General features: G+C 55.6%; 19 protein-coding genes. 7 read left to right on the forward strand and 12 right to left on the reverse strand.

From position 1 onward, the window contains the following. Positions 1–20 precede the first annotated feature (20 nt). The gene (gene tkt / locus VVR27_RS07545; RefSeq protein WP_409349941.1) at positions 21–2,156 is read right to left on the reverse strand and encodes a transketolase; all 2,136 of its coding nucleotides are present in this window, start codon (positions 2,154–2,156) and stop codon (positions 21–23) included. A 423-nt stretch (positions 2,157–2,579) separates the two neighbouring features. Here tkt and VVR27_RS07550 point away from each other — a divergent pair, with 423 nt between their 5' ends. Then, positions 2,580–3,557, forward strand: coding sequence for a heme o synthase (locus tag VVR27_RS07550; protein WP_251379971.1), 978 nt, complete (start codon positions 2,580–2,582; stop codon positions 3,555–3,557). A 74-nt stretch (positions 3,558–3,631) separates the two neighbouring features. On the opposite strand, the gene VVR27_RS07555 is transcribed toward VVR27_RS07550, so the two are convergent. From VVR27_RS07555 to VVR27_RS07565, 3 genes are read right to left on the reverse strand one after another with little or no spacing between them, the layout of a single operon-like run. Beyond that, positions 3,632–4,705, reverse strand: a complete 1,074-nt coding sequence (locus tag VVR27_RS07555) for a heme A synthase (protein ID WP_368547795.1) — start codon at positions 4,703–4,705, stop codon at positions 3,632–3,634. Between the two features lie 22 nt (positions 4,706–4,727). Further along, a complete protein-coding gene (locus tag VVR27_RS07560) occupies positions 4,728–5,501 on the reverse strand; it encodes an ABC transporter permease (RefSeq protein WP_251379973.1) in 774 nt (257 codons plus the stop codon). Then, positions 5,498–6,523, reverse strand: coding sequence for an ABC transporter ATP-binding protein (locus VVR27_RS07565; RefSeq protein WP_368547796.1), 1,026 nt, complete (start codon positions 6,521–6,523; stop codon positions 5,498–5,500). The genes VVR27_RS07560 and VVR27_RS07565 overlap by 4 nt, the downstream gene beginning before the upstream one ends. Positions 6,524–6,703: 180 nt before the next feature. On the opposite strand from VVR27_RS07565, the gene VVR27_RS07570 reads away from it, so the two are divergent. From VVR27_RS07570 to VVR27_RS07595, 6 genes are all read left to right on the forward strand, one after another. Further along, on the forward strand, positions 6,704–7,495 hold the full coding sequence (locus tag VVR27_RS07570) for a helix-turn-helix transcriptional regulator (protein ID WP_368547797.1): 792 nt from the start codon (positions 6,704–6,706) through the stop codon (positions 7,493–7,495). Between the two features lie 105 nt (positions 7,496–7,600). Further along, positions 7,601–9,058: a Fe-S cluster assembly protein SufB gene (sufB, locus tag VVR27_RS07575; protein WP_251379976.1), complete on the forward strand. Its 1,458-nt coding sequence runs from the start codon at positions 7,601–7,603 to the stop codon at positions 9,056–9,058. After that, complete coding sequence (gene sufD, locus VVR27_RS07580; RefSeq protein ID WP_368547798.1) at positions 9,059–10,309, forward strand: Fe-S cluster assembly protein SufD; 1,251 nt, start codon at positions 9,059–9,061, stop codon at positions 10,307–10,309. A 27-nt stretch (positions 10,310–10,336) separates the two neighbouring features. Then, positions 10,337–11,095 (forward strand): Fe-S cluster assembly ATPase SufC, encoded by a 759-nt coding sequence (gene sufC, locus VVR27_RS07585; protein WP_251379978.1) that lies wholly within the window; start codon positions 10,337–10,339, stop codon positions 11,093–11,095. Positions 11,096–11,121: 26 nt separating this feature from the next. Beyond that, on the forward strand, positions 11,122–11,451 hold the full coding sequence (locus tag VVR27_RS07590) for a metal-sulfur cluster assembly factor (protein ID WP_251379979.1): 330 nt from the start codon (positions 11,122–11,124) through the stop codon (positions 11,449–11,451). A 476-nt stretch (positions 11,452–11,927) separates the two neighbouring features. Further along, positions 11,928–12,056: a hypothetical protein gene (locus VVR27_RS07595; RefSeq protein ID WP_368547799.1), complete on the forward strand. Its 129-nt coding sequence runs from the start codon at positions 11,928–11,930 to the stop codon at positions 12,054–12,056. Between the two features lie 368 nt (positions 12,057–12,424). Here the strand turns inward: VVR27_RS07595 and VVR27_RS07600 are convergent, their stop codons facing one another. From VVR27_RS07600 to VVR27_RS07635, 8 genes are all read right to left on the reverse strand, one after another. Continuing rightward, a complete protein-coding gene (locus VVR27_RS07600) occupies positions 12,425–12,880 on the reverse strand; it encodes a DJ-1/PfpI family protein (protein WP_368547800.1) in 456 nt (151 codons plus the stop codon). 13 nt (positions 12,881–12,893) lie between these two features. After that, entirely contained in the window at positions 12,894–13,652 is a 759-nt protein-coding gene (locus tag VVR27_RS07605; protein WP_251379982.1) for an SDR family oxidoreductase, read from the reverse strand. Positions 13,653–13,742: 90 nt separating this feature from the next. Then, entirely contained in the window at positions 13,743–14,267 is a 525-nt protein-coding gene (locus VVR27_RS07610) for a DUF664 domain-containing protein (protein WP_251379983.1), read from the reverse strand. A gap of 86 nt (positions 14,268–14,353) precedes the next feature. Continuing rightward, on the reverse strand, positions 14,354–16,270 hold the full coding sequence (locus VVR27_RS07615) for an ABC transporter ATP-binding protein (RefSeq protein ID WP_368547801.1): 1,917 nt from the start codon (positions 16,268–16,270) through the stop codon (positions 14,354–14,356). Continuing rightward, complete coding sequence (locus tag VVR27_RS07620) at positions 16,267–18,021, reverse strand: ABC transporter ATP-binding protein (RefSeq protein ID WP_368547802.1); 1,755 nt, start codon at positions 18,019–18,021, stop codon at positions 16,267–16,269. The genes VVR27_RS07615 and VVR27_RS07620 overlap by 4 nt, the downstream gene beginning before the upstream one ends. 252 nt (positions 18,022–18,273) lie before the next feature. Continuing rightward, on the reverse strand, positions 18,274–19,197 hold the full coding sequence (locus VVR27_RS07625; RefSeq protein WP_368547803.1) for a neutral zinc metallopeptidase: 924 nt from the start codon (positions 19,195–19,197) through the stop codon (positions 18,274–18,276). Between the two features lie 107 nt (positions 19,198–19,304). After that, on the reverse strand, positions 19,305–19,928 hold the full coding sequence (locus tag VVR27_RS07630; RefSeq protein ID WP_346872950.1) for an energy-coupling factor transporter transmembrane protein EcfT: 624 nt from the start codon (positions 19,926–19,928) through the stop codon (positions 19,305–19,307). After that, complete coding sequence (locus VVR27_RS07635) at positions 19,925–20,686, reverse strand: energy-coupling factor ABC transporter ATP-binding protein (RefSeq protein WP_368547804.1); 762 nt, start codon at positions 20,684–20,686, stop codon at positions 19,925–19,927. Before VVR27_RS07635 ends, VVR27_RS07630 begins: the two co-directional genes overlap by 4 nt. Between the last annotated feature and the right edge of the window lie 45 nt (positions 20,687–20,731).

A 20,731-nucleotide genomic window follows, 5' to 3' on the forward strand; every position in this document is an offset into this window, starting at 1 on the left:
GTAGCAGACACAGCTAGGTTTTAGCGGGTAGCTTCGATAGATTCCTGAGCAGCATGAGCTACAGCTTCAGCAGTAATGCCAAACTGCTGGTAAAGCTCTTCAGCCGATGCAGAAGCGCCGTAGTGTTCTAGTGAAACAGCGCGGCCGGCATCACCCAGCAGATCGTTCCATGTCATGCGTAGACCGGCTTCTACGGTAACGCGTGCCTTGATAGCTGAAGGGATCACGGATTCACGGTATTTAGCGCTTTCAGCGGCAAACCACTCGCGAGAGGGCATGGATACCACGCGAGCAGCGATACCCTGCTCAGCCAGCTTGGCGCGGCCATCCAATGCAATTTCTACCTCTGAGCCGGTGGCGATGATGATGACATCGGGAGTGCCTTCGGTGTCAGCCAGCACGTAACCACCGCGGGCGGCGCCCTCGGCTGAAGCGAATTTCTCGCCGTCTGCATCGGGGTGCAGATCCTCACGCGTAATGGTGGTTAGGTTCTGGCGTGAGAGCACCAGGCCGGCGGGGTGATCCTTGATTTCCAGAATCTTGCGCCAGGCAACAGCGGTTTCGTTGGCGTCAGCAGGTCGCACGACGTCCAGGCCGGGGATAGCGCGCATAGCGGTGAGGTGCTCTACAGGCTGGTGGGTGGGGCCGTCTTCGCCCAGACCGATGGAGTCATGGGTCCAGACAAAGATGTTGGGCACCCCCATGAGCGCTGCCAGGCGGACGGCGGGGCGCTGGTAGTCGGTGAAGACAAAGAAGGTGCCTGAGAAGGGGCGGGTGGGCGATGAGAGCGCGATGCCGTTGGTAATGGCTGCTGCTGCATGCTCACGGATGCCGAAGTGCAGTACACGACCGTAGGGGTGAGCCGTCCAGGTCTTGGTGGTACGTGATTCGGGGTTGAAGGACTTCTCGGTATCGATGGTGGTGTTATTTGAACCGGCCAGGTCAGCTGAGCCGCCCCAGAGCTCGGGGAAAGTCGATGCAATCGCATTGATGACCTTACCGGAGGCCGCACGGGTAGCAAGGGAAGTGCCAGCTTCGAAGGTGGGGAAGGCATCTGCATAGTTTTCGGGGAGTTCACCAGCTTCAAGGCGGTCAAAGAGCTGGGCTGCGTCAGGGTTAGCAGCTCTCCAGGTCTTCAGTGAAGCTTCCCATTTTTTACGCTCTGCTGCCCCGCGTTCAACCAGAGCGCGGGTGTGTTCAAGAACTTCAGGTTCAACTACAAAGTGAGCTTCGGGATCGAAGCCCAGAATTTCCTTGGTGGCTGCAACTTCATCGGCACCCAGCTTGGAGCCGTGAATGCCACCGGTGTTTTGCTTGGTGGGGGCGGGGTAGCCAATGATGGTGCGCAGCTCAATGAAAGAGGGTTTATCGGTGACCTTGGTGGCGGCAACGATAGCGTCGTAGAGAGCCTCAAGGTCTTCCTTGTACTCACCGCTGACGGTCCAGTCCACCTTGGTGACATCCCAGCCGTAAGCTTCGTAGCGGGCTGCGACGTCCTCGGTGAAGGCAACATCGGTGTTGTCTTCAATCGAGATATGGTTACGGTCAAAAATGACAACCAGGTTGCCCAACTGCTGGTGCCCTGCGAGGGCAGAGGCTTCAGCGGTCACGCCCTCCTGAATGTCACCTTCAGAAGCAATGGCAAAAATGGTGTGGTCAAAGGGAGAAGTGCCAGCAGGTGCCTGGGGGTCAAACAGACCGCGCATGCGACGCTGGGCGTAAGCAAAACCGACTGCGGACGCTAGGCCCTGGCCGAGAGGTCCAGTGGTGATTTCAACGCCCTTAGTGTGGCCGTACTCGGGATGCCCTGCGGTCAAAGCGCGTGCGGTGCGAAGACTCTTGAGGTCCTCAAGCTCCAGGCCGAAACCGCCCAAGAAAAGCTGGTTGTAGAGCGTTAAAGATGTATGTCCAGGTGAGAGGATAAAGCGGTCACGGCCGGCCCAGCGATCATCGGTGGGATCGTGGCGCATGATTTTCTGGAAGAGCATGTAGGCCACAGGTGCTAGGCTCATAGCAGTGCCGGGGTGGCCCGAGCCAACCTTCTCGACGGCATCGGCTGCTAGTACGCGCGCAGTATCAACTGCCCGCTGATCTTTTTCGGTCCACTCAAGCTTCTGATTAAGGTTGGGCACGAGTAATCCTCTCTGCTCTGGCATCCTGCCAGAAATATGCGGATAGTTCTTTGGACACTGAGAACACAGGGAGGCAGAAGTTTGCCGAGGTGAAACCTGTGGAAAGTGACCCAGTTCTTAACAATAGTTCACCATGGCAAGCGGTGCTCGGTTTTGTCTGATAGCTGAGAGATATGGGTAATGAGAAGAATCGGTATTAGGTCTCAAAGGTAAGTCGTTATACGATATAAGTTGACCGAAAGTCCCCTTGTGCGCCCAATTATTGCACTGGCAAAGGGTGAGCGTGATGACCGCCACACTTGTAATCTCACCGGTTGATACGGGAAATTCTTGCTCAGCATTTCAACCAGTCAGCCAACGCTCCACAACTCTTGTCACAGCATCATTTAGCGCCTGGGGTACCGCACACCATCTGTAAGGGAACCTGCATACGTGAAGGGCCATGGCATGAAGAGCGTGATTGATCGCCAAGAACATCGCGGGCTGTTGCCTGAATCGACGGGAGCTGCAGGCAAAATTTCCCTGCGACGTAAAATCAGGGCTTATATCCATCTGACGAAACCTCAAATTATTGAGCTTCTGCTAGTGACGACTGCGCCCACCATGATTTTTGCTGCCGGTGGGTTCCCCAACTTCTGGCTGGTGCTCAACACCATGATTGGTGGTTCGCTCGCAGCTGGCGCTTCGTGTGCCTTTAACTGCTACATCGACCGCGAAGCTGACCGCAAAATGAAGCGCACCGAGAAGCGCCCCTTGGTGACCGGTGAACTGACGGACCGCGAGGCCCTTGTCTTTTCGTGGATTCTATCGCTGGTCTCCATCGTTTACCTTTACTTCCTCGTTAACCCCCTAGCGGCGGGGCTGGGTGTCGTTGCAATCTTCCTTTATGTTGTCTTCTACTCGCTGTGGCTCAAAAAGCGTACCAAGCAGAACATTGTCTGGGGAGGCTTGGCTGGCTGTATGCCGGTCTTTATCGCCTGGGCTGCCGTCGAGAACACCATCTCCTGGGCTGCTGTTGTGCTCTTTATGGTGATTTTCCTATGGACCCCTCCTCACTACTGGCCGCTGTCGATGAAGTATGCAGAGGACTACCGTGCTGCAGGCATCCCCATGCTGGGTGCTACTGACTCTGCCAAGAGCGTCTCGGTGCAGGTAGTTCTCTACGGCTGGGCAATGGTGGCCTGCTCTCTGCTTCTCATCCCACTCGGTGGTGCTGGTTGGGTATACACTCTCACTGCTTGTGCAAGTGGCGCCTGGTTCCTTTATCACTGCCATAAGTTGCACCGCCTTGCTCTTGCCCAGAAGGCAACCAGCCGCACAGCTATGGTGGTTTTCCACGGCTCAATTACCTATCTCACCGTTCTGTTCATCGCTCTTGCGGTTGATCCCTTTGTCGGCTCAGCAGTGTTGGCACCCATCTTTTAGATCTTCATATGTAAAAAGCCCTCGGCTTCCTTTGATGGGAAACCGAGGGCTTTTTCTGTGCGGGTTTTGCAGCTTTAGTGCTGGATACGTTGCAGGGCAAGCTCTCGCTGCTTGGGGTTAGTGAGTGTGAGCTGCCGTTCGATTAGTGAGCCGGCAGCCAGGGTGAAGATACCTGAACCGAGCAGGTGCAGTTCCACCAGCCAAATAGGCAGACCGTTGAAGTACTGCGTATACCCGACGATTGCCTGGTAGGCCAAGACCACCAGGACGAAGAGCAGGGACCTCAACAAGATTTTAGGCAGAGCATATCGTTTGACGGTTACGAAAACAGCAAGGACGCTGGCGCAGTAGATCCACACCGTCATGCCGTGGGTGCGGGTGATCAGAACAGGGTCAAAAGCATGACGGTGGGTGTTGGCATCGCCCGCATGGGGGCCGGTGCCGGTGGTGACGGTGCCCATGAAGATGAGGATAAAGACCAGGATGACACCCAGCCAGCCCAGAGCGCGCAGGAGCGAGGTACCTGCCGGCAGATCAGCTGAGGTGAGCTCCTCTGCCCTGTAGGTGCCACTGAAGTAGCGGTAGACGCGGTTCACATAGATAGCTGCGATAGCGATCATGAGGGCAGAGAGCATGTAGTGCGCGGTAATCATCCAGGGGTTGAGCTTGAGCCAGACTGATATGCCACCTACAACTGCCTGGAGTGGGATGCCCCAGAGCAAGAGGAGAGCCAGGTTGTAGAGATCAGAGTAACGGTTTTCATGAGCTCGTAGGCCTGTAAAAAGTGTGCGGATGAAGGCACTGGGCTTCATCCGTTGCGGAAAGACGATTCGGAGAATTGAGAGGAAGGCAAGGATGGTGACGGCCATCAGTACAAAGGTCAGCAGACGGTTGCCGAATTCAACCAAACCGTGCACGCCCATCTCGGGGGTGGTAGTCCATGACCCGTCAGAGGTACAACGCGGCCAGGCATCGCAGCCCAGCCCAGAGCCGGTGAGGCGCACAATACCACCGGAGACAATGAGGAAGATATTTGCAATGGCTACGGCCCAGGCCATTTTTTTGACCCAGGAGGTGTAACGATGGGGTACCAGTTTCTCGCCGAAAGTAGGGCGGGTGTCGGGTTCTACCCCGGTGGTGTTAGTCATGAACGTGCGACCTTCACAGTTGTTAGGCGGACCATTTGAAGAAGCGAACGCACAGAGCGCTAAAGACTAGCGCGCTGAGCAGAAGAATGAGGTGGGGGATGAGAAAAAAATCTTGGTAAATGTAGTCCCCGCGGAGGGCGTTACCCAGAGCGGCTGATGGCAGTGCATCTACGAGCGGTGCAATGGCGGCAGGATATCGGTCGGTCGGCAGGAGGATGCCACCGAGTGCCGCCAGAAGAACCCATGCCATATTGACGATGGCCAGGGTGGCTTCAGCCCTTACTGTTCCGGCAATGAACAGCCCCAATGAGGTGAAGCAGGCTGCCCCTAACAAAAGCGTAGGTAAAGAGAGCAGGACTCCGGGCACAGTGGCTGTCCACCCCAAAAGCTGGCCCAGTGCTCCAATCACAAAATACTGAAGCGCCAGCATGGTCAACACCGCACAAACTTTGCCGAGAATCAGGCCGCTTTTGCCGAGGGGGGTGGTAGAGATGAACCGGAGGACGCCATAGCGCCGGTCAAAACCGGTGGCGATCCCCTGACCTGATAGGGCAGTTGAGAGGACGCACAAAGCGAGGACGCCGGGGACGGCTACGTCAATGCGGGAGATACCGTAACGCTCTGCCCAGGGGTCCAGGAAAGCAGTGTAATTGAGCGCCAAGAGGCCCATGATAGGGAAGGCGAGGTTGACCATGAGCTGCTCGCCGTTTTTGAGCATAGCGAGGGTCTCGTAGAGGCCTTGAGCCAGCACGCGGGTGACGGGTGAGGCGGCATTGTGAGTTCGGGTCTGTGTCATCGGATCTCGTTACCGGATAGTTCGAGGAAGATATCTTCAAGGGTGCGCGGTGCCAGCGTGAATTCAGTGGGGATTGCCCCGAGTTTCTGCCAGTAGTTGGTGAGAGCCACCAAATGGTGAGGCTTGATATCCCCGCTGATCTCGTAGCGGCCCGCTGCTTTTTCAAGCAGGACCAGGCCATCACTTTGGGCCTGGGGGAGGAAGTCCACCAACTGAAGATCTGTTCCACCGGTAAAGGTTAGGGTTTGTTGATTCTTCCCGCCGGCGGCAAGCACCTCTGCCATGCTCCCTGACAGAACCACCGTGCCTCGCTTAATCATAAAAACCCGGTCCGCAATTCTTTGGGCATCATCGAGCAGGTGGGTGGTAAGTACAATCGCAACCCCTGCGTCCCGTAGCTCACTGATGATATCAAAAACGACGGAACGCGACTGAGGATCAAGCCCCGCGGTGGGCTCATCGAGAAAAAGAAGTTCTGGTTGACCGATGATGGCAGCAGCAAGTGCTACTCGCTGTTTCTGGCCGCCCGAAAGCCGGCGTACCGTAGTTCCGTTGAAGGTGTCAATGCCCAGTCTCTTTACGAGGGCATCGAGATCAAGAGGCTGGGCGTACATGCGAGCGATGTGGCGCAGTAAGGGTATGGGGCGCATGTGCTGAGGTAGGCCGCCGTCCTGCAACATAATCCCAACGCGTGAGCGTAGTTCTGGCGACGCACCCCAAGGTGAGCTGCCGAGAAGTTCTACACTGCCACCATCGGGTTTGAGTAGACCCTGGGCGCAGGCTAGGGTGGTGGTTTTCCCAGCACCGTTGGCCCCCAGTAGAACAGTGACTTCGCCGCGGTTAATGGTGAGATTTACTCCGTCAACGGCTCTGTGCAAGCCATCTTCAGTAAGACGGTGCGGGTTTTTAGCGGCAAATTCTTTGGAGGGCTTGAACTCCTTCACCAGAGAATTAATCAGCAAGGCAGGGCCGGGCGCACTGGCGCGCGCAGAATTCTGATGAGATAGTACCGGGATAGTCACCAGACCATTCTAGTCTTTTCTGCTCGTCCTTGCTGTCAGATGACGGAGGGAAGGGGTATAGGTTTTAAACCCTCTTTCTCCAGGATAATTATGAGTAATTCATAAAATGTGACTGGAAAGACCTTAGAAATAGGTACACCTAACTAGACCGCACAGGGGGAATTAGGACATACTTTACTTGTGTATTCCGCAGATAAAGCTCGCAAGCAGACAGTAACAGCAGCGCGCCCTGCAGAAACAGAGGAAAGAACACGAGACCGTGTTCTACAAGGAGTTCTCACCCACGGTCCTGTTTCTGCAGCCAACCTGGGTGAACTCCTGAACCTGACCCCGGCAGCGGTCAGGCGGCACCTCGACGCTCTTGAAAAAGACCGCCTCATTGAGGTCGCCACCCACCGGCAGCCAGGTGCAGGTGCCGGACGTCCAGCTCGACGCTACGTCATCGCCCCCAGAGGGCACTCAGAGCTGGGCAACGACTACCTTGATATAGCCCGCTCAGCTCTCACTATGTTGCAAGAGGCGGTAGGGGACGACGCTCTTCGGTCCTTCGCCACTGCGCGGGCAGCAGAAATGGAAGCCCGCTACCGCCCCATCGTTGAGGCGGCTGGCTCAGAGATTGCCGACCGCGCCAGGGCTCTAGCAGAAGCCATGACCCGCGACGGATTCGTGGCCAGCGCTAATGTGATGAGCCCTCCAACCTCTGCGGCTGCCCGCCTCCCTGAGCACCTACTGGCCAGTATTCAGCTTTGCCAAGGTCACTGCCCTGTGCGGGATCTAGCTCAGGACTTCACAGTCTTCTGCGATCAGGAAACACAGATTATCGCTGATCTGTTAGGGGTGGATGTACGCAGACTATCCACCATGGCTCAGGGCGCCCACGTCTGCACCACCCACATCCCCCTGGGCAGGGTGGAGCTACCAGAACCAAGCGTCCTACCAACACCAAAGACACAGGACCAGACGGGCACCTAAGCCAGCACCACAGACTTCCGCCCACTGGCCGGGTATACCGGCCGGAGGACGATAGACACCTTTCACGCATACCTCGTGAAAGCAAACCCACCAAGAAAGGCCGTAATGACTAATCAGGTTGAGCAGAACGCCAACAACACCGTCATTTCCGAAATTCTGGAGGCAAACCCCGAGCTCGAAGGCATCGGTACCTACGAGTACGGCTGGTTTGACTCCGATGAGGCAGGCCAGTCCGCGAAGCGCGGTCTGGATGAGGACGTCGTGCGCGACATCTCTGCCAAGAAGAGCGAGCCCCAGTGGATGCTGGACCTTCGCCTCAAGGCGCTGAAGTTCTTCGACCGCAAGCCCATGCCCACCTGGGGTGCTGACCTCTCGGGTATCGACTTCGATAACATCAAGTACTTCGTGCGTTCAACCGAGGGTCAGGCTAAGACATGGGATGACCTGCCCGAGGATATCCGCACTACCTACGAGAAGCTGGGTATTCCAGAAGCGGAACGCGAGCGCCTGGTCGCAGGTGTTGCTGCCCAGTACGAGTCTGAGGTTGTCTACCACCAGATCCGCGAAGACCTCGAAGCTCAGGGCGTGATCTTCCTAGACACCGACACCGCCCTTAAAGAGCACCCGGAGTTCTTCGAAGAGTACTTTGGCTCCGTGATTCCCGCCGGCGATAACAAGTTTGCTGCGCTGAACACCGCTGTATGGTCAGGTGGCTCCTTCGTTTACGTCCCCCCGGGCGTCCACGTTGATATTCCCTTGCAGGCTTACTTCCGCATTAATACCGAGAACATGGGCCAGTTTGAGCGTACCCTCATCATTGCTGATGAAGGCTCTTACGTTCACTACATTGAAGGCTGCACCGCCCCCATCTACTCATCGGACTCCCTGCACTCAGCAGTTGTTGAAATCGTAGTCAAGAAGAACGCCCGCGTTCGCTACACCACGATCCAGAACTGGTCCAACAACGTCTACAACCTGGTCACCAAGCGCACCATCGTGCACGAAGGTGGCACCATGGAATGGGTCGATGGGAACATCGGCTCTAAGGTTACCCAGAAGTACCCCGCTGTCTACATGGTCGGTGAGCACGCTAAGGGTGAGACCCTCTCCATCGCTTTCGCAGGTGAAGGTCAGCACCAGGACACCGGCTCAAAGATGGTTCACATTGCCCCGAACACCTCCTCGACCATTGTGTCTAAGTCGGTGGCACGTAACGGTGGACGCAGCGCCTACCGCGGTCTGGTCCAGGTGCGCGAAGGCGCCCACCACGCCAAGAGCTCAGTCGTTTGTGACGCCCTGTTGGTAGACACCATCTCGCGCTCAGATACCTACCCCTATGTAGATATCCGTGAAGACGATGTCACCATGGGTCACGAGGCAACCGTTTCACGCGTGTCAGAAGAGCAGCTCTTCTACCTTCAGCAGCGCGGTCTGCCTGAGGACGAGGCGATGGCTATGATTGTGCGCGGTTTTGTGGAGCCCATCGCGCGTGAACTGCCCATGGAATACGCACTTGAACTGAACCGCCTGATTGAACTCCAGATGGAAGGATCCGTAGGCTAAATGATGGCTAACGAAGAAAACCAGGGGCACAACAACCCCGCGATTCCCGGTATGGATGTTGAAGGCGAGAAGCTCGCTTCAGAGCTCACCGCTGATGACACCATCCGCGTCTCAAAGCACAACACCGACAAGGCTGAGATTGACGGCTCACGCGCTGAGCGCAAGACCTCATACAAGGTTGAAGATTTCGCGCCGCTGACCGGCCGTGAAGAAGATTGGCGCTTTACCCCGCTTAAGCGTCTTGCTGGTTTGCACACTGACGCTCTGACCGGAACCGCCCCCGTCATCGAGGTTGAAGCCCCCGCCGGTGTAACCGTGGAAACTGTTGGTCGTGAGGATTCACGTATCGGCTCAGCCGGTATTCCCGAGGACCGTGTAGCAGCTAACGCGTGGAGCAACTTCTCCGAGGCTACCGTCATTACGGTACCTGCTGAAGCTGAGCTTGAAAGTCACATTGAGGTTGCTATCAAGGGCACCGAAATGGCACCAGCTGCCCAGCACATCCTGGTAGAAACCAAGCCTTTCTCGAAGGCTGTGGTCGTACTGCGCCACACCGGTTCAGCCGTGGTGTCCCAGAATGTTGAATTCAAGGTAGGTGACTCATCATCGCTGACCGTCATCACCCTGCAGCAGTGGGAGGATGACGCCGTCCATGCGTCCGCTCAATACGCTGCTTTGGGCCGTGATGCCAAGTTCAAGCACGTGAACATCTCTCTGGGAGGCAAGACCGTGCGCGTCACCCCCTCCACACGTTTCAGCGCGCCCGGTGCCGAAACTGAGATGTACGGCCTCTACTTCGTAGACGCCGGCCAGCACATTGAAAACCGTCTCTTTGTGGCGCACACCGTGCCCAACTGCAAGTCCCGCGTGACCTACAAGGGTGCTCTGCAGGGTCGAGGTGCCCACGCTGTATGGGTTGGCGATGTTCTGATTGGTAAGGAAGCTGAAGGCACCGACACCTACGAACTTAACCGCAACCTCATTCTTGAGGACGGCCCCCGTGCGGACTCCGTGCCCAACCTGGAAATCGAAACCGGCCTGATCGCTGGAGCCGGTCACGCTTCAACCACCGGGCAGCTTGATGAGGACCACCTGTGGTACCTGCAGGCACGCGGTATCCCAGCTGAAGAAGCTCGCCGCCTGGTGGTCCGCGGTTTCCTCAACGAAATCATCCAGCAGATTCGCATCGATTCGCTCGAAGAGCAGCTCATGGACGCTCTTGAAGCCGAACTCTCCATCAGCAACAACTAAACTTTTACCCTCTCTAGGAGAACCAACATGGCAACCCTTGAAATCAAGGACCTGCACGTATCCGTCATCCTCGATGATGAAAACACCAAGCCCATCCTCAAGGGCGTGAACCTTACCATCAACTCCGGTGAAATTCACGCCGTTATGGGCCCCAACGGCTCCGGCAAATCAACGCTTGCTGCGACCATCGCCGGTCACCCCAAGTACCAGGTAGACTCCGGTGAAATCCTGCTGGACGGCGTAGACGTCACCGAAATGTCAGTGGACGAGCGTGCCCGCGCCGGCCTCTTCCTGGCCATGCAGTACCCCGTGGAAATCCCCGGCGTCACCATGTCTAACTTCCTGCGTTCAGCAAAGACCGCTGTGGCCGGCGAAGCCCCCGCACTGCGCACCTGGACCAAGGACGTTAAGGGCGCTATGGAAAACCTTTCCATTGATCCCGCCTTCATCGCCCGCAATGTTAACGAAGGTTTCTCTGGCGGCGAGAAGAAGCGCCACGAAATCCTGCAGCTTGAACTGCTCAAGCCCAAGTTCGGCATCCTCGATGAGACTGACTCCGGTCTGGACGTTGACGCGCTCAAGGTTGTTTCTGAAGGCGTGAACCGCGCTCATCAGGCTAACGACATGGGTGTTATGCTGATTACCCACTACACCCGCATTCTGCGCTACATCAAGCCTGACTTCGTGCACGTTTTCGTTGACGGCAAGATGGTTGAGCAGGGTGGCCCCGAGCTCGCTGACCGCCTTGAAGAAGAAGGCTACGAGCGTTACATCGGTAAGAAGTAACCACTGCTTTTAGGAAGGGACCGCTCATGAGCGAAACCCCAGCTGGTCGCCCCAGCCAAGAGGAAATCGAGGACGCCCTCAGTAACGTCATCGATCCCGAACTCGGTGTGAACATCGTTGATCTGGGCCTGCTCTACGGCATGCGCTGGAACGACGAAGGCGCACTGGTGCTCGATATGACCCTTACGACCGCCGCCTGCCCCCTGCAGGATGTCATCGAGGAACAGATTCAGCAGAATCTGGAAACCATGATTGATGAATGGCACGTCAACTGGGTGTGGATGCCCCCGTGGGGCCCCGAACGAATCACTGATGACGGCCGTGATCAGATGCGCGCCCTCGGGTTCAACATCTAAACCCACAATTCTAAATTAGCCCGGAACCGATAACACCAGTTCCGGGCTAATTTTTTGTTGAAAAATTAAATAACGATTATTTGAAACCTATCCCTAAAATTAATGGAACTTTAAAAATTTGAACAGTTTTACAATTCTCAATTAAATTCTATTTCTGGTTGAGGTTTTATAGGGGCTGTATGCGCAGAGTCTGCACTAGTGGTCATAAGGAATAATGGTATTAGGAGTGTAGATTTCACCTACAATATAGGTGAATTTATTGGCCGCGAATGCACGCTAACTGAGCCAATAAAACACTATGACTAGGAATCTAACGAAAGATCAACATATCCCCCTTAAAGCAGGGATAGACCCTGATTGTTCACTTTTAAAGGTGCTCTGCTCTCTCAAGTAGCGCAGCTACCCCCACCATGGTGGTCATCCCAGCGGGTTCTTAACTGGCTGGATTAACGGCTGAAGAACACGCTGAATGGAACGTGCCTGAAGCGCGCCGTGACTTTGAAACCCCTCAGCGCCAAGTCACCATTGACCAGCAGTTTGCGATGTCCCAGACCGTAGTGGCCGTGAACCGGTTCCAGGCCTGTGTGGATCATACCGGATACTAGGTGCGCGGTGGCGCCTGGAACTACCCAACCCTAGAATCTGCGTCTGGACTACCGCAGTGCTTACTACTCTTCAGATACTGTGACCAATATGTTCGGCTTCCGCGTACTGAGTGAGCTGAACTAAAACTAAGCGAAGGTTAACCTTAAGTATTGAGAGCGACTCTTCTGGTGTCTAGCCTGCTTTGTTTGCAGGCTAAAACCAGGAGGGTCGCTTTTCTTTACGGCGTGATTGCGAAGGGGTCGTGTGAGGGATCTGGTGCTACGGTGAGTTCTGCTCGATCCAGTATTTCTTGCAATACCACGTGACCTTCGAAGTGACCGATGAGAGCCGCTGTCATGTCGATACCGGCTGAAATTCCAGAGGATGTTCAGCGGCTACGGTCCTGTACCCATCTGGCTGAAGGCTGCCACGAAACGTCAGGACCAAAACCTGTGACCCAGTGGTAGGCCCGTTTGTTGGTGGTTGCCCTGTACCCCGAGAGCAGGCCGGCCTGTGCTAGCAAAGCTGCGCCGGTGCAGACCGAAACAACTGTGGCGCTATTTTTGCCAAGAAGGTGTAGCCGCCCAATAAAATCTTGATCATTCACCAGGGCACGGGTTCCTTTACCTCCAGGTACGAGGAGCAGATCGGCGCTCTCTAGGTCTGCCAACGAACGAGGGGCTATGACCTCAATACCTTGAGAACTGCTTACTTTTCCGGGGGAGGGTGCATAGAACTCAAGGTGGTAATGAGGTACAAACTGCAACAGCTCAACCGGCCCAAAAACGTACAGAAGCTCAAAGCCATCGAAGAGGATAACTGCGATTTCCTTTTCATCTGACATATCAGCGCCACTGCTAACCAGCATTAAAGCCCCCGTTTGTTTGCAGCAGTTGGCCATTGACCCAAGACCCCTTTTCTGAGCAAAGGAAGCCCACAAGATGAGCGACGTCCTCGGTTGTGCCCAATCTTCCCGCTGGAGTCATCGCTGTCAACTGCTGCTCGAGCTCACCGGTCATCCAGCCCGTATTCACAGGGCCAGGGTTAAGCACATTGCACCTGAAACCCCGGCTACCGAGTTCAACGCCACTAGCAATCACCAAGCGGTCCAGCGCTCCCTTGGACGCGCCGTAGGGTAGATTATGGGCAGTATGGTCACTGGTCAGGGCAATAACAGACTTGATGCATTCGGGGTCGGGATTGGAGAGCTCGGCATATCTTTTGATCATCAGCCACGGCGCCCTAGCATTGACCGCAAAATGCTGGTCCCAGGCCTCCAGGCTGGTGGTGAGGACGTCACTATCGACCGATTCGCAGTGGGACATTACCATTGCCCTTACATCCCCGTCAGAAAATGCTCTATCGACCAATTCAGTAGCTGAGTGCGGCTCGGCTAAATCAACTTCCACACAGTGAATCGAACGGCCCAGTTGCTCGCCTATAGCCTTCAAAACGTCAAAGTCGGTGGGGGAGCGGTCGAGGCCCAACCGTTCATCGTAGGCTGACCAATAGCTGATGACTAGGTCATAGCCAGCACTCATCAGTTCTTGAGCGATTGCAAAACCGATACCCTTCTTTCTGCCAACTCCTGTGATAATCGCTAGTTTTTCTGACATCTTTTGTCTTTCTCTTGGCCTGGTCTCTTGAACGAGCTAAGTGATGGTGGGGCAAAATAAACCCGCGAGTCTATGAGCTATGAGCGGCGCTTAGTCGCCGGTTTCTCCGTCGATATTTTCTCGCAGAAGGTCGGCGTGCCCCAGATGACGGCCCCATTCCTCGATGAGATGTAGAGCCACCCAGCGGTAGGAAAAGTGGTTGCCTTCCCCGGTGGCTCTCTTACTCACGTCATCCCAGTCAGTACCCTGTAGCAACTTGCGGGTCTTATTCGTGCTGAGTTTCAATTCTTCGATGATAGTTTCGATGGAAAGAGTGCTGTGCCAGTCAGCATCCGGATCAGCGTCCCAGTCGGTAGATGCCCAGGACTCCATTTCCGGGTTGCCCAGCAGGATGTAGTCCCGCCAGTAGTCTTCAACGAACCAGAGGTGGGCGGCCATACCTTTCAGCGTCATGCTGCTGGGTGGCAAGGCGCGGCTGAGAGCATCCTCGGCCAACCAGCTTCCGTCAGATGCTTGAAGTTTGCGCAAGAAAACGTCCTGCTGGAAGGCGATGTAGCCCAGCACGACCTCTTTTTCGTTGCCCGCAAGCGGCGGATCAACTAAGGGTGTCTTCATGAGCCCAGCATAACAAGTCTGGACATAGTAGAAGCGGCACCAGGTACGTTGTACTCAGTGCCGCTTCTAAGATTTCCGCGAATGCTCTACTGCGCGAACTGGCTGGTGTAGAGCTCTGCATAGAACCCGCCGCGTTCTAACAGCTCAGCGTGAGAGCCGGACTCGACGATATCCCCGTCCTTCATCGCGAAGATAACATCAGCATCACGAATGGTAGAAAGACGGTGGGCAATCACAAAGGAAGTTTTGCCGTGGGCCAGCTGACCTAGCGAGCGCTGGATCAGCAACTCGGTGCGAGTATCCACCGAGCTGGTGGCCTCATCCAAAATGAGCAGGGGCTTATCAGCAATCATGGCGCGGGCAATGGTGACCAGCTGCTTCTGCCCGGCAGATAAGGCAGTTGAATCAGTGAGTACCGTGTCGTAACCATCGTGTAACTGGCTTACCAGCTCGTCCAGGCCCACGGACTTCATCACAGCATCCAAGCGCTCTGGGGAAACCTCACCGGTTCCATAGATTACGTTTTCGCGCAAGGTGCCTTCAAACATCCAGGTATCCTGAAGCACCATAGCGAAGATGCCATCCACCTGCTCTCGGGTCATCGAAGAAACGGGTACTCCGTCGATGCGAATCTCACCTGAGTCCACCTCATAGAAGCGCATCAAAAGATTCACCAGGGTCGTTTTACCGGCACCGGTTGGCCCCACAATGGCAACTTTCTGCCCTGGCTCAACGGAGGCGGTAAAACCGTGAATGATTTCCTTACCCGGCTCATAGCTGAACTTCACATTCTCAAAGTCAACAGCGCCGCGGACATCCGGATCGAGAATTAGTGCCTTATGTGATTCGTCGGCTAATTCCTCAGCCTCCAAGAAGTCAAAGACGCGACCGCCAGCAGCAGCCGCAGACTGCAAACTGGTCGCCGACTGCGCTAGCTGACCGAGGGGATTGGTGAACAGACGGACGTAGACAATGAAAGCAACAATCACACCGAAGGTAATGGTGTTGTTAAGAACCAGCATTGCACCGACCACACAGACCACCACGTAGCCGAGGTTGCCGATGAAGCTCATCAGCGGGAACATGAGACCCGAGAAGAACATGGACTTCCATGCCACCGCGTAGAGCTGTCCGTTGCGTGATGCGAACTCCTGGCGCACCCCGCGCTCGCCGTTATAGGCGCGGATGATGCTGTGCCCCGAGAGGCTTTCTTCAATATGGCCGTTGAGGCGCCCTAACAACTGCTGTTGCGCCACAAAGTACTTCTGGCTCTTGCTGAGCACAAAGCCGGAAGCCGCGATACCCAGCAGAGAAGCCAGGATAGCAGCCAGCGCCATACGCCAGTCAGTCACAAACATCATGACCGTTGAGCCCACCAGAGTAACTACACCGGTAATGGTGGTGGCCAGTGAGTTGTTGAGAGTCTGTTGCAGGGTATCAACGTCGTTGGTGACGCGAGAGAGCGTGTCACCGGTTGATCCCTGATCGAGGTAGGAAAGGGGGAGCGCATCGATTTTGCGGTCTAGATCAGAGCGCATGTTCTGAGAGACCCACACGGTAGAGCGCGCCATAATGACGCCTTCCACCAAGCTGAGGAGTAGCGAGCAGACTAAAAGAGCGATGGAAATCCACATGAGCCGGCTTACGGCTGCCATATCGATATCGCCCATGAAGCCCTGCTGGATTTCATCGGTGATGTCGGCAAGGAACTGAGGAGCGATGATATTGAGGATTACCCCAATGATTGCCGCGATAATCGCAAGAACCATGGCCGGCAAAACTGGACGCAGGTAGGCAAGGAGCTTGCCGATGGTTTGTTTGAAGGGAGCGTTAGGGGCTGATACGGCAGGGGCACCAGGTGGCCCGCCGTGCCCACCGCGCATCATTCCCTTATCGCTGGTTAGCTGGCTATCGCGTAGCTGTCCCGCCGCGGACATGCCCCGAGCGGCAGTTTCTAGATCTTGCTCAGAAAAGGACTGAGCTGCTGGTGTTTGCTGGGTCATGATGCGAGTTCCTCATCAGAGAGCTGGGAGCGGGCGATATCCTGATAGACCTCGTTGGTAGCCATAAGGGTCTCATGGGTGCCATTGCCTACGATCCGCCCCTTATCCAATACTAAGATCCGGTCAGCATCGCGCACGGTACCAATGCGCTGGGCTACCACCAGCACTGTGGCACCGGCTGCTGCTGTCTTGAGGGCTTGGCGGATATCTCGCTCGGTTTTGTAGTCCAGTGCTGAGAAAGAGTCATCAAAGATGAGGATTTCTCCCCCACGTGCAAGAGCCCGTGCCATGGAGATGCGCTGTTTCTGACCGCCCGAGAAGTTCTTACCGTTTTGGGCCACCACCGAGGCGTAACCGTCTTCTTTGCCGCCCACAAATTCAGCCACTGCTGCTGCGGTAGCTGCACTGACCACGTCCTGGGTGCTCATGGCCCGCCCGTTCTCGCCCAGCGCGATGTTGGAGGCGATAGAGCCAGAGAAAAGTGTGTTTTTCTGGGGGACGTAGGCAATGCGGTTGCGCAGTTCTTCGAGATTCCACTCGCGCACGTCCACGCCGTCCACCAGAACTGCACCCTCACGAACATCGTAGAAGCGGGGAATGAGGTTCACCACTGAAGACTTGCCAGAACCTGTTGAACCAATGAGAGCGACGGTTTCGCCGGGGGAGGCCATGAAGCTGAGCTCGTGGAGGGCGTCCCCATCAGCACTTGGGTATCGGAAGCTCACGTTACGGAACTCCACCGTGCCAGCGGTGGCGCTGCCCGAGGTGACTGAACCACTCGTAATGGAGGGCTCGGTGCGCAGAACCTCCCTAATACGGCGCCAGGCAACGAGCGCCCTTGGCCCCATGATGAAGACGACGGTCATCATCATGAAACTGGTGACCACTAGCAGGGCATAGGTTGAGAAAACCACCATCTGCCCAAAGAGGGTGATGCGCTGGTTAACATCGGAGGTGTCATTGATGAGCACAGCGCCCAGCACATAGATGGAAAGAGAAAGACCAGTCATAATCGCGGTCAGCATGGGCATGATAAAGGCCATGGTGGTGTTGACGAACAGAGTGGTGTTGCGCAGGTCCATGTTGACTGCTTCAAACCGCTTCCGGTGGAAGCTCTGGGTCAGGTAGGCACGGATGACGCGCAGGCCGGTTAGGTGCTCGCGGGTGACCCGGTTGAGTCCGTCGGTAATTTTCTGCATGCGCATCATGCGGGGGATAGCCAGTGCCATGGCGATGCCCAAGACCAGCAGAGTGAGGCCAACAGCCACGGCGGTGGGAATGGTCCAGGTGACCGATTCACTAGCGATTTTTGAGCTTGCCCAGACCGCCATAATCGGAGCTTTCACGCTCATTTGCAGACCCATGACGATGAACATCTGAACCTGGGTAACATCATTGGTGGAGCGGGTAATGAGGCTGTCGGTGCCAATGGAGTTGACCTCTGCCGAGGACATATCAAAAGTCTTATCAAAAACACCGGCACGCATGCGGCGGGCTACGGTAGTTCCGAACAGGGCTGTGCAGAAACCCGTAATGATGGCCGCCACCATAGACCCCGCTGCGGCAGCTAACATGAGCCAGCCGTGCTCCATGACATCAGCCAGTTGGCTGCCCGGGGTAGAGATGGTGACGGTAATGTGTTCCATATACTCAGGAACCCGCAGGTCAAGATAAACCTGGGCAACAATCATCAGCACAGCGAGTAGCGCGAGCGTCCACTCCCGCCGATGAATAAAATGATGAAATTTCATGGTGTCCGTTTCAACAGGTAGATACTGAGTGCTCTTGACCCGCCCTTGAATGCTGCGAGAGACAGCTAAGTATTTTTAAATCTCTTCTATTATTCCTGCAAAAGATGACCTTGGGCAGGTATCTTTCACTTCTGCACTGTTCTCTCTGCCACGTTGTGGCATTAGGAGGGATAAGAAAAGCAAAAGGACGTCGGGGTGCAGCTCAACAATCTAAGCTGTACCTCGGCGTCCTTGGCTATGAGCTAGAAGGTTCTAGGCACCCGGGTTGTTCAAATCCTTGGCCTCAAAAGTATTGCACTGAGCCATATCACCCGAGTTATAACCTGCCATGTACCAGGCGGTGCGCTGAGCACTGGTGCCGTGGGTGTAGGTAGAGCTGTCGGTGTGGCCCTGACTGGTCATCTGGATGTGGTCATCGCCAATCACCTCGGTGGCGTTGATAATGGTTTCCAGTTCACTTTCAGTGAGAGGTTCCAGCTGAACGGGAGATTCGGTGTCGTTCTGCGCTTCACGGGCCCAAAGACCTGCGTAGCAATCTGCCTGGAGCTCAACACGTACCGCACCCGAGTCAGCGCCCTTGGGGTCATACTGAGAGTACTTCAAATCGCCCAGCTGGTTTTGAATATGGTGACCGAACTCGTGGGCCAGCACATACTGCTCGGCCGCCTGACCGCCGGTTGCGCCCAACTGCGTCTTCATGGTCTCAAAAAAGCTGGTATCCACATACGCAGTCTGATCTACTGGGCAGTAGAAGGGGCCAACAGCGCTAGACGCGCCACCGCAGCCGGTGTTAACTCCACCACTAAAGAGCTGGAGTACCGGCGGTGCGTAGGCAGTCCCGGTAGCTGCAGGCAGAGCATCTTGCCAGAAGTAATCCAGAGAGTTAGCGGTACCCACCATGTTGCAGTCGGTGATGTTATTAGCATCCTCACCGGTTTTGCATTCATTCTGGAGCTGGTCCTCAGAATCGGTGCTCACATTCGAATAATCAAAAGAGCCACCGCCGGTGACCTGGTTGAGCATGTTCAGGCCATCCTGGCCGAAGAACACGCCTACGGCTAAGACAAGTAGCATGCCGCCCAAGCCGCCGCCCACCTTCATACCGGTGCTACCCCCGCCACCGCTGCGGCGTACCCGGTCAGTATTAAGCTGTGAATTTTCTTTGAAAGCCATCATAAGTACAGCATATTGAAATCAGACCCTTACGCTCCGCTCGACACGAGCAAAAGTTTTCCACATCACCTAGAGGGCACGGCGCTAGCAGATGGTGGGGTGAAATAGTCCTAGTGACCGGGACGGTCCAGACCTCTTGCAGCGAGTGCATCGCCGGTTTCATGGGCGTAAGCAACTGTTGCAATGACCAGGGGAGTGAAGAGCCTGAATGAACTGACCCGCACACCCCGTGCAATAACTGCCACCGTCAGTGCATTCCACTGGTCCATGATGACGGGGATGGATCGAACCATGAGTGCTAAGGCTAAGCCAACGGTCTCCGGGCTACCACCCACCCACCGCAAAGGGGTGCAGAGCCAGATAAAACCGTCAATGATGACCGGCATAGGGGTGCTCCAGAGCAAAATTTTGGAGGCAAAAATCATGGTCAGCAGTGTCAGTAGAACATCAGCGCCAGTTTCTACTTTGCCTGAAAAGAGATAGTAGGCCGTCAGGATTGCTAGAAGAAGCCAGAGCGAACGCACTGCCTGCCACCAGTGAGAGACCGGAATGCGAGCGCAAAACCCCAACGCTATCACCAGGAGCAGGGCACCCAAGCCAACCCCCCAGTGTTGTGTTGCAGCAAGTAACAGAGCTAAAAGAAAGATAAAAGCGCCCTTATACTTCAGGGCTAGCCGGTGGAGGGGGCTATCGAGGGGGGTATAAGTGCCAAATAGATGATTGGTCAGTTTCATTCATCAACCTGGCCATCCGTATGTGAAACCTCTAACACACTGGGCTGCCAAGGACCAGGGAACCCGCCCGCACACCAGTCCCTGTAGGCATCAATGACCTGCCCTGCAGCCCCCTGCACCAGCAAACGCCCCTCATGAATTACCAAAGCCTCCTCACACCGAGCTGCTAGCTCCAGATCATGAGTTGAGATCACTAACTGCTGGGGCAGATCCTTCAGTAGGGCTGACAACCTCAACCTATTGCGCAGATCCAAGAGAGTGGTCGGTTCATCAAGTAGCAGGACACGAGGCTCAACCGCCAACACCGAGGTTAGTGCGGCCAGCTGTTTTTCTCCACCTGACAGGCTAAACACCGAATCAGTAGCCCTATGCTCAAGACCCCGCGCTCGCAGGGCGTCCAGAGCAGCTGCCCTGCGGGCGTCCCTGTCTTTGATGTGCTGCAGGGAGAGTTCAACATCTTCGGCAGCGGTGGGCATAATCAGCTGCGCCTGCGGGTCTGAAAAGAGCAAACCTACCTGCTGGCGCACTGCCCGAATATTGGTGTAGACATCAACACCGTGCACTGTCACCCCGCCAGAACTCAGCTCGCTCAACCCGTTGAATAGCCTCAAAAAGGTGGATTTGCCGGAGCCGTTGAGACCCAATACCGCTGTGGTGGGGGAAGAAAGACTCACCGTTATATCGTGCAAGATGGTGCGTTGCTCAGTGCCTGTCTCAACGGTGACAGTGGCGTTACGGGTTGCTAAAACACCGTCCATAGAAAATTCTACAGACGGTGTTTTGGCCTCGCTGCGGCGAAAGAA

Source organism: Rothia sp. LK2492 (genome assembly GCF_040946345.1).
GTDB classification, from domain to species: domain Bacteria; phylum Actinomycetota; class Actinomycetes; order Actinomycetales; family Micrococcaceae; genus Rothia; species Rothia endophytica.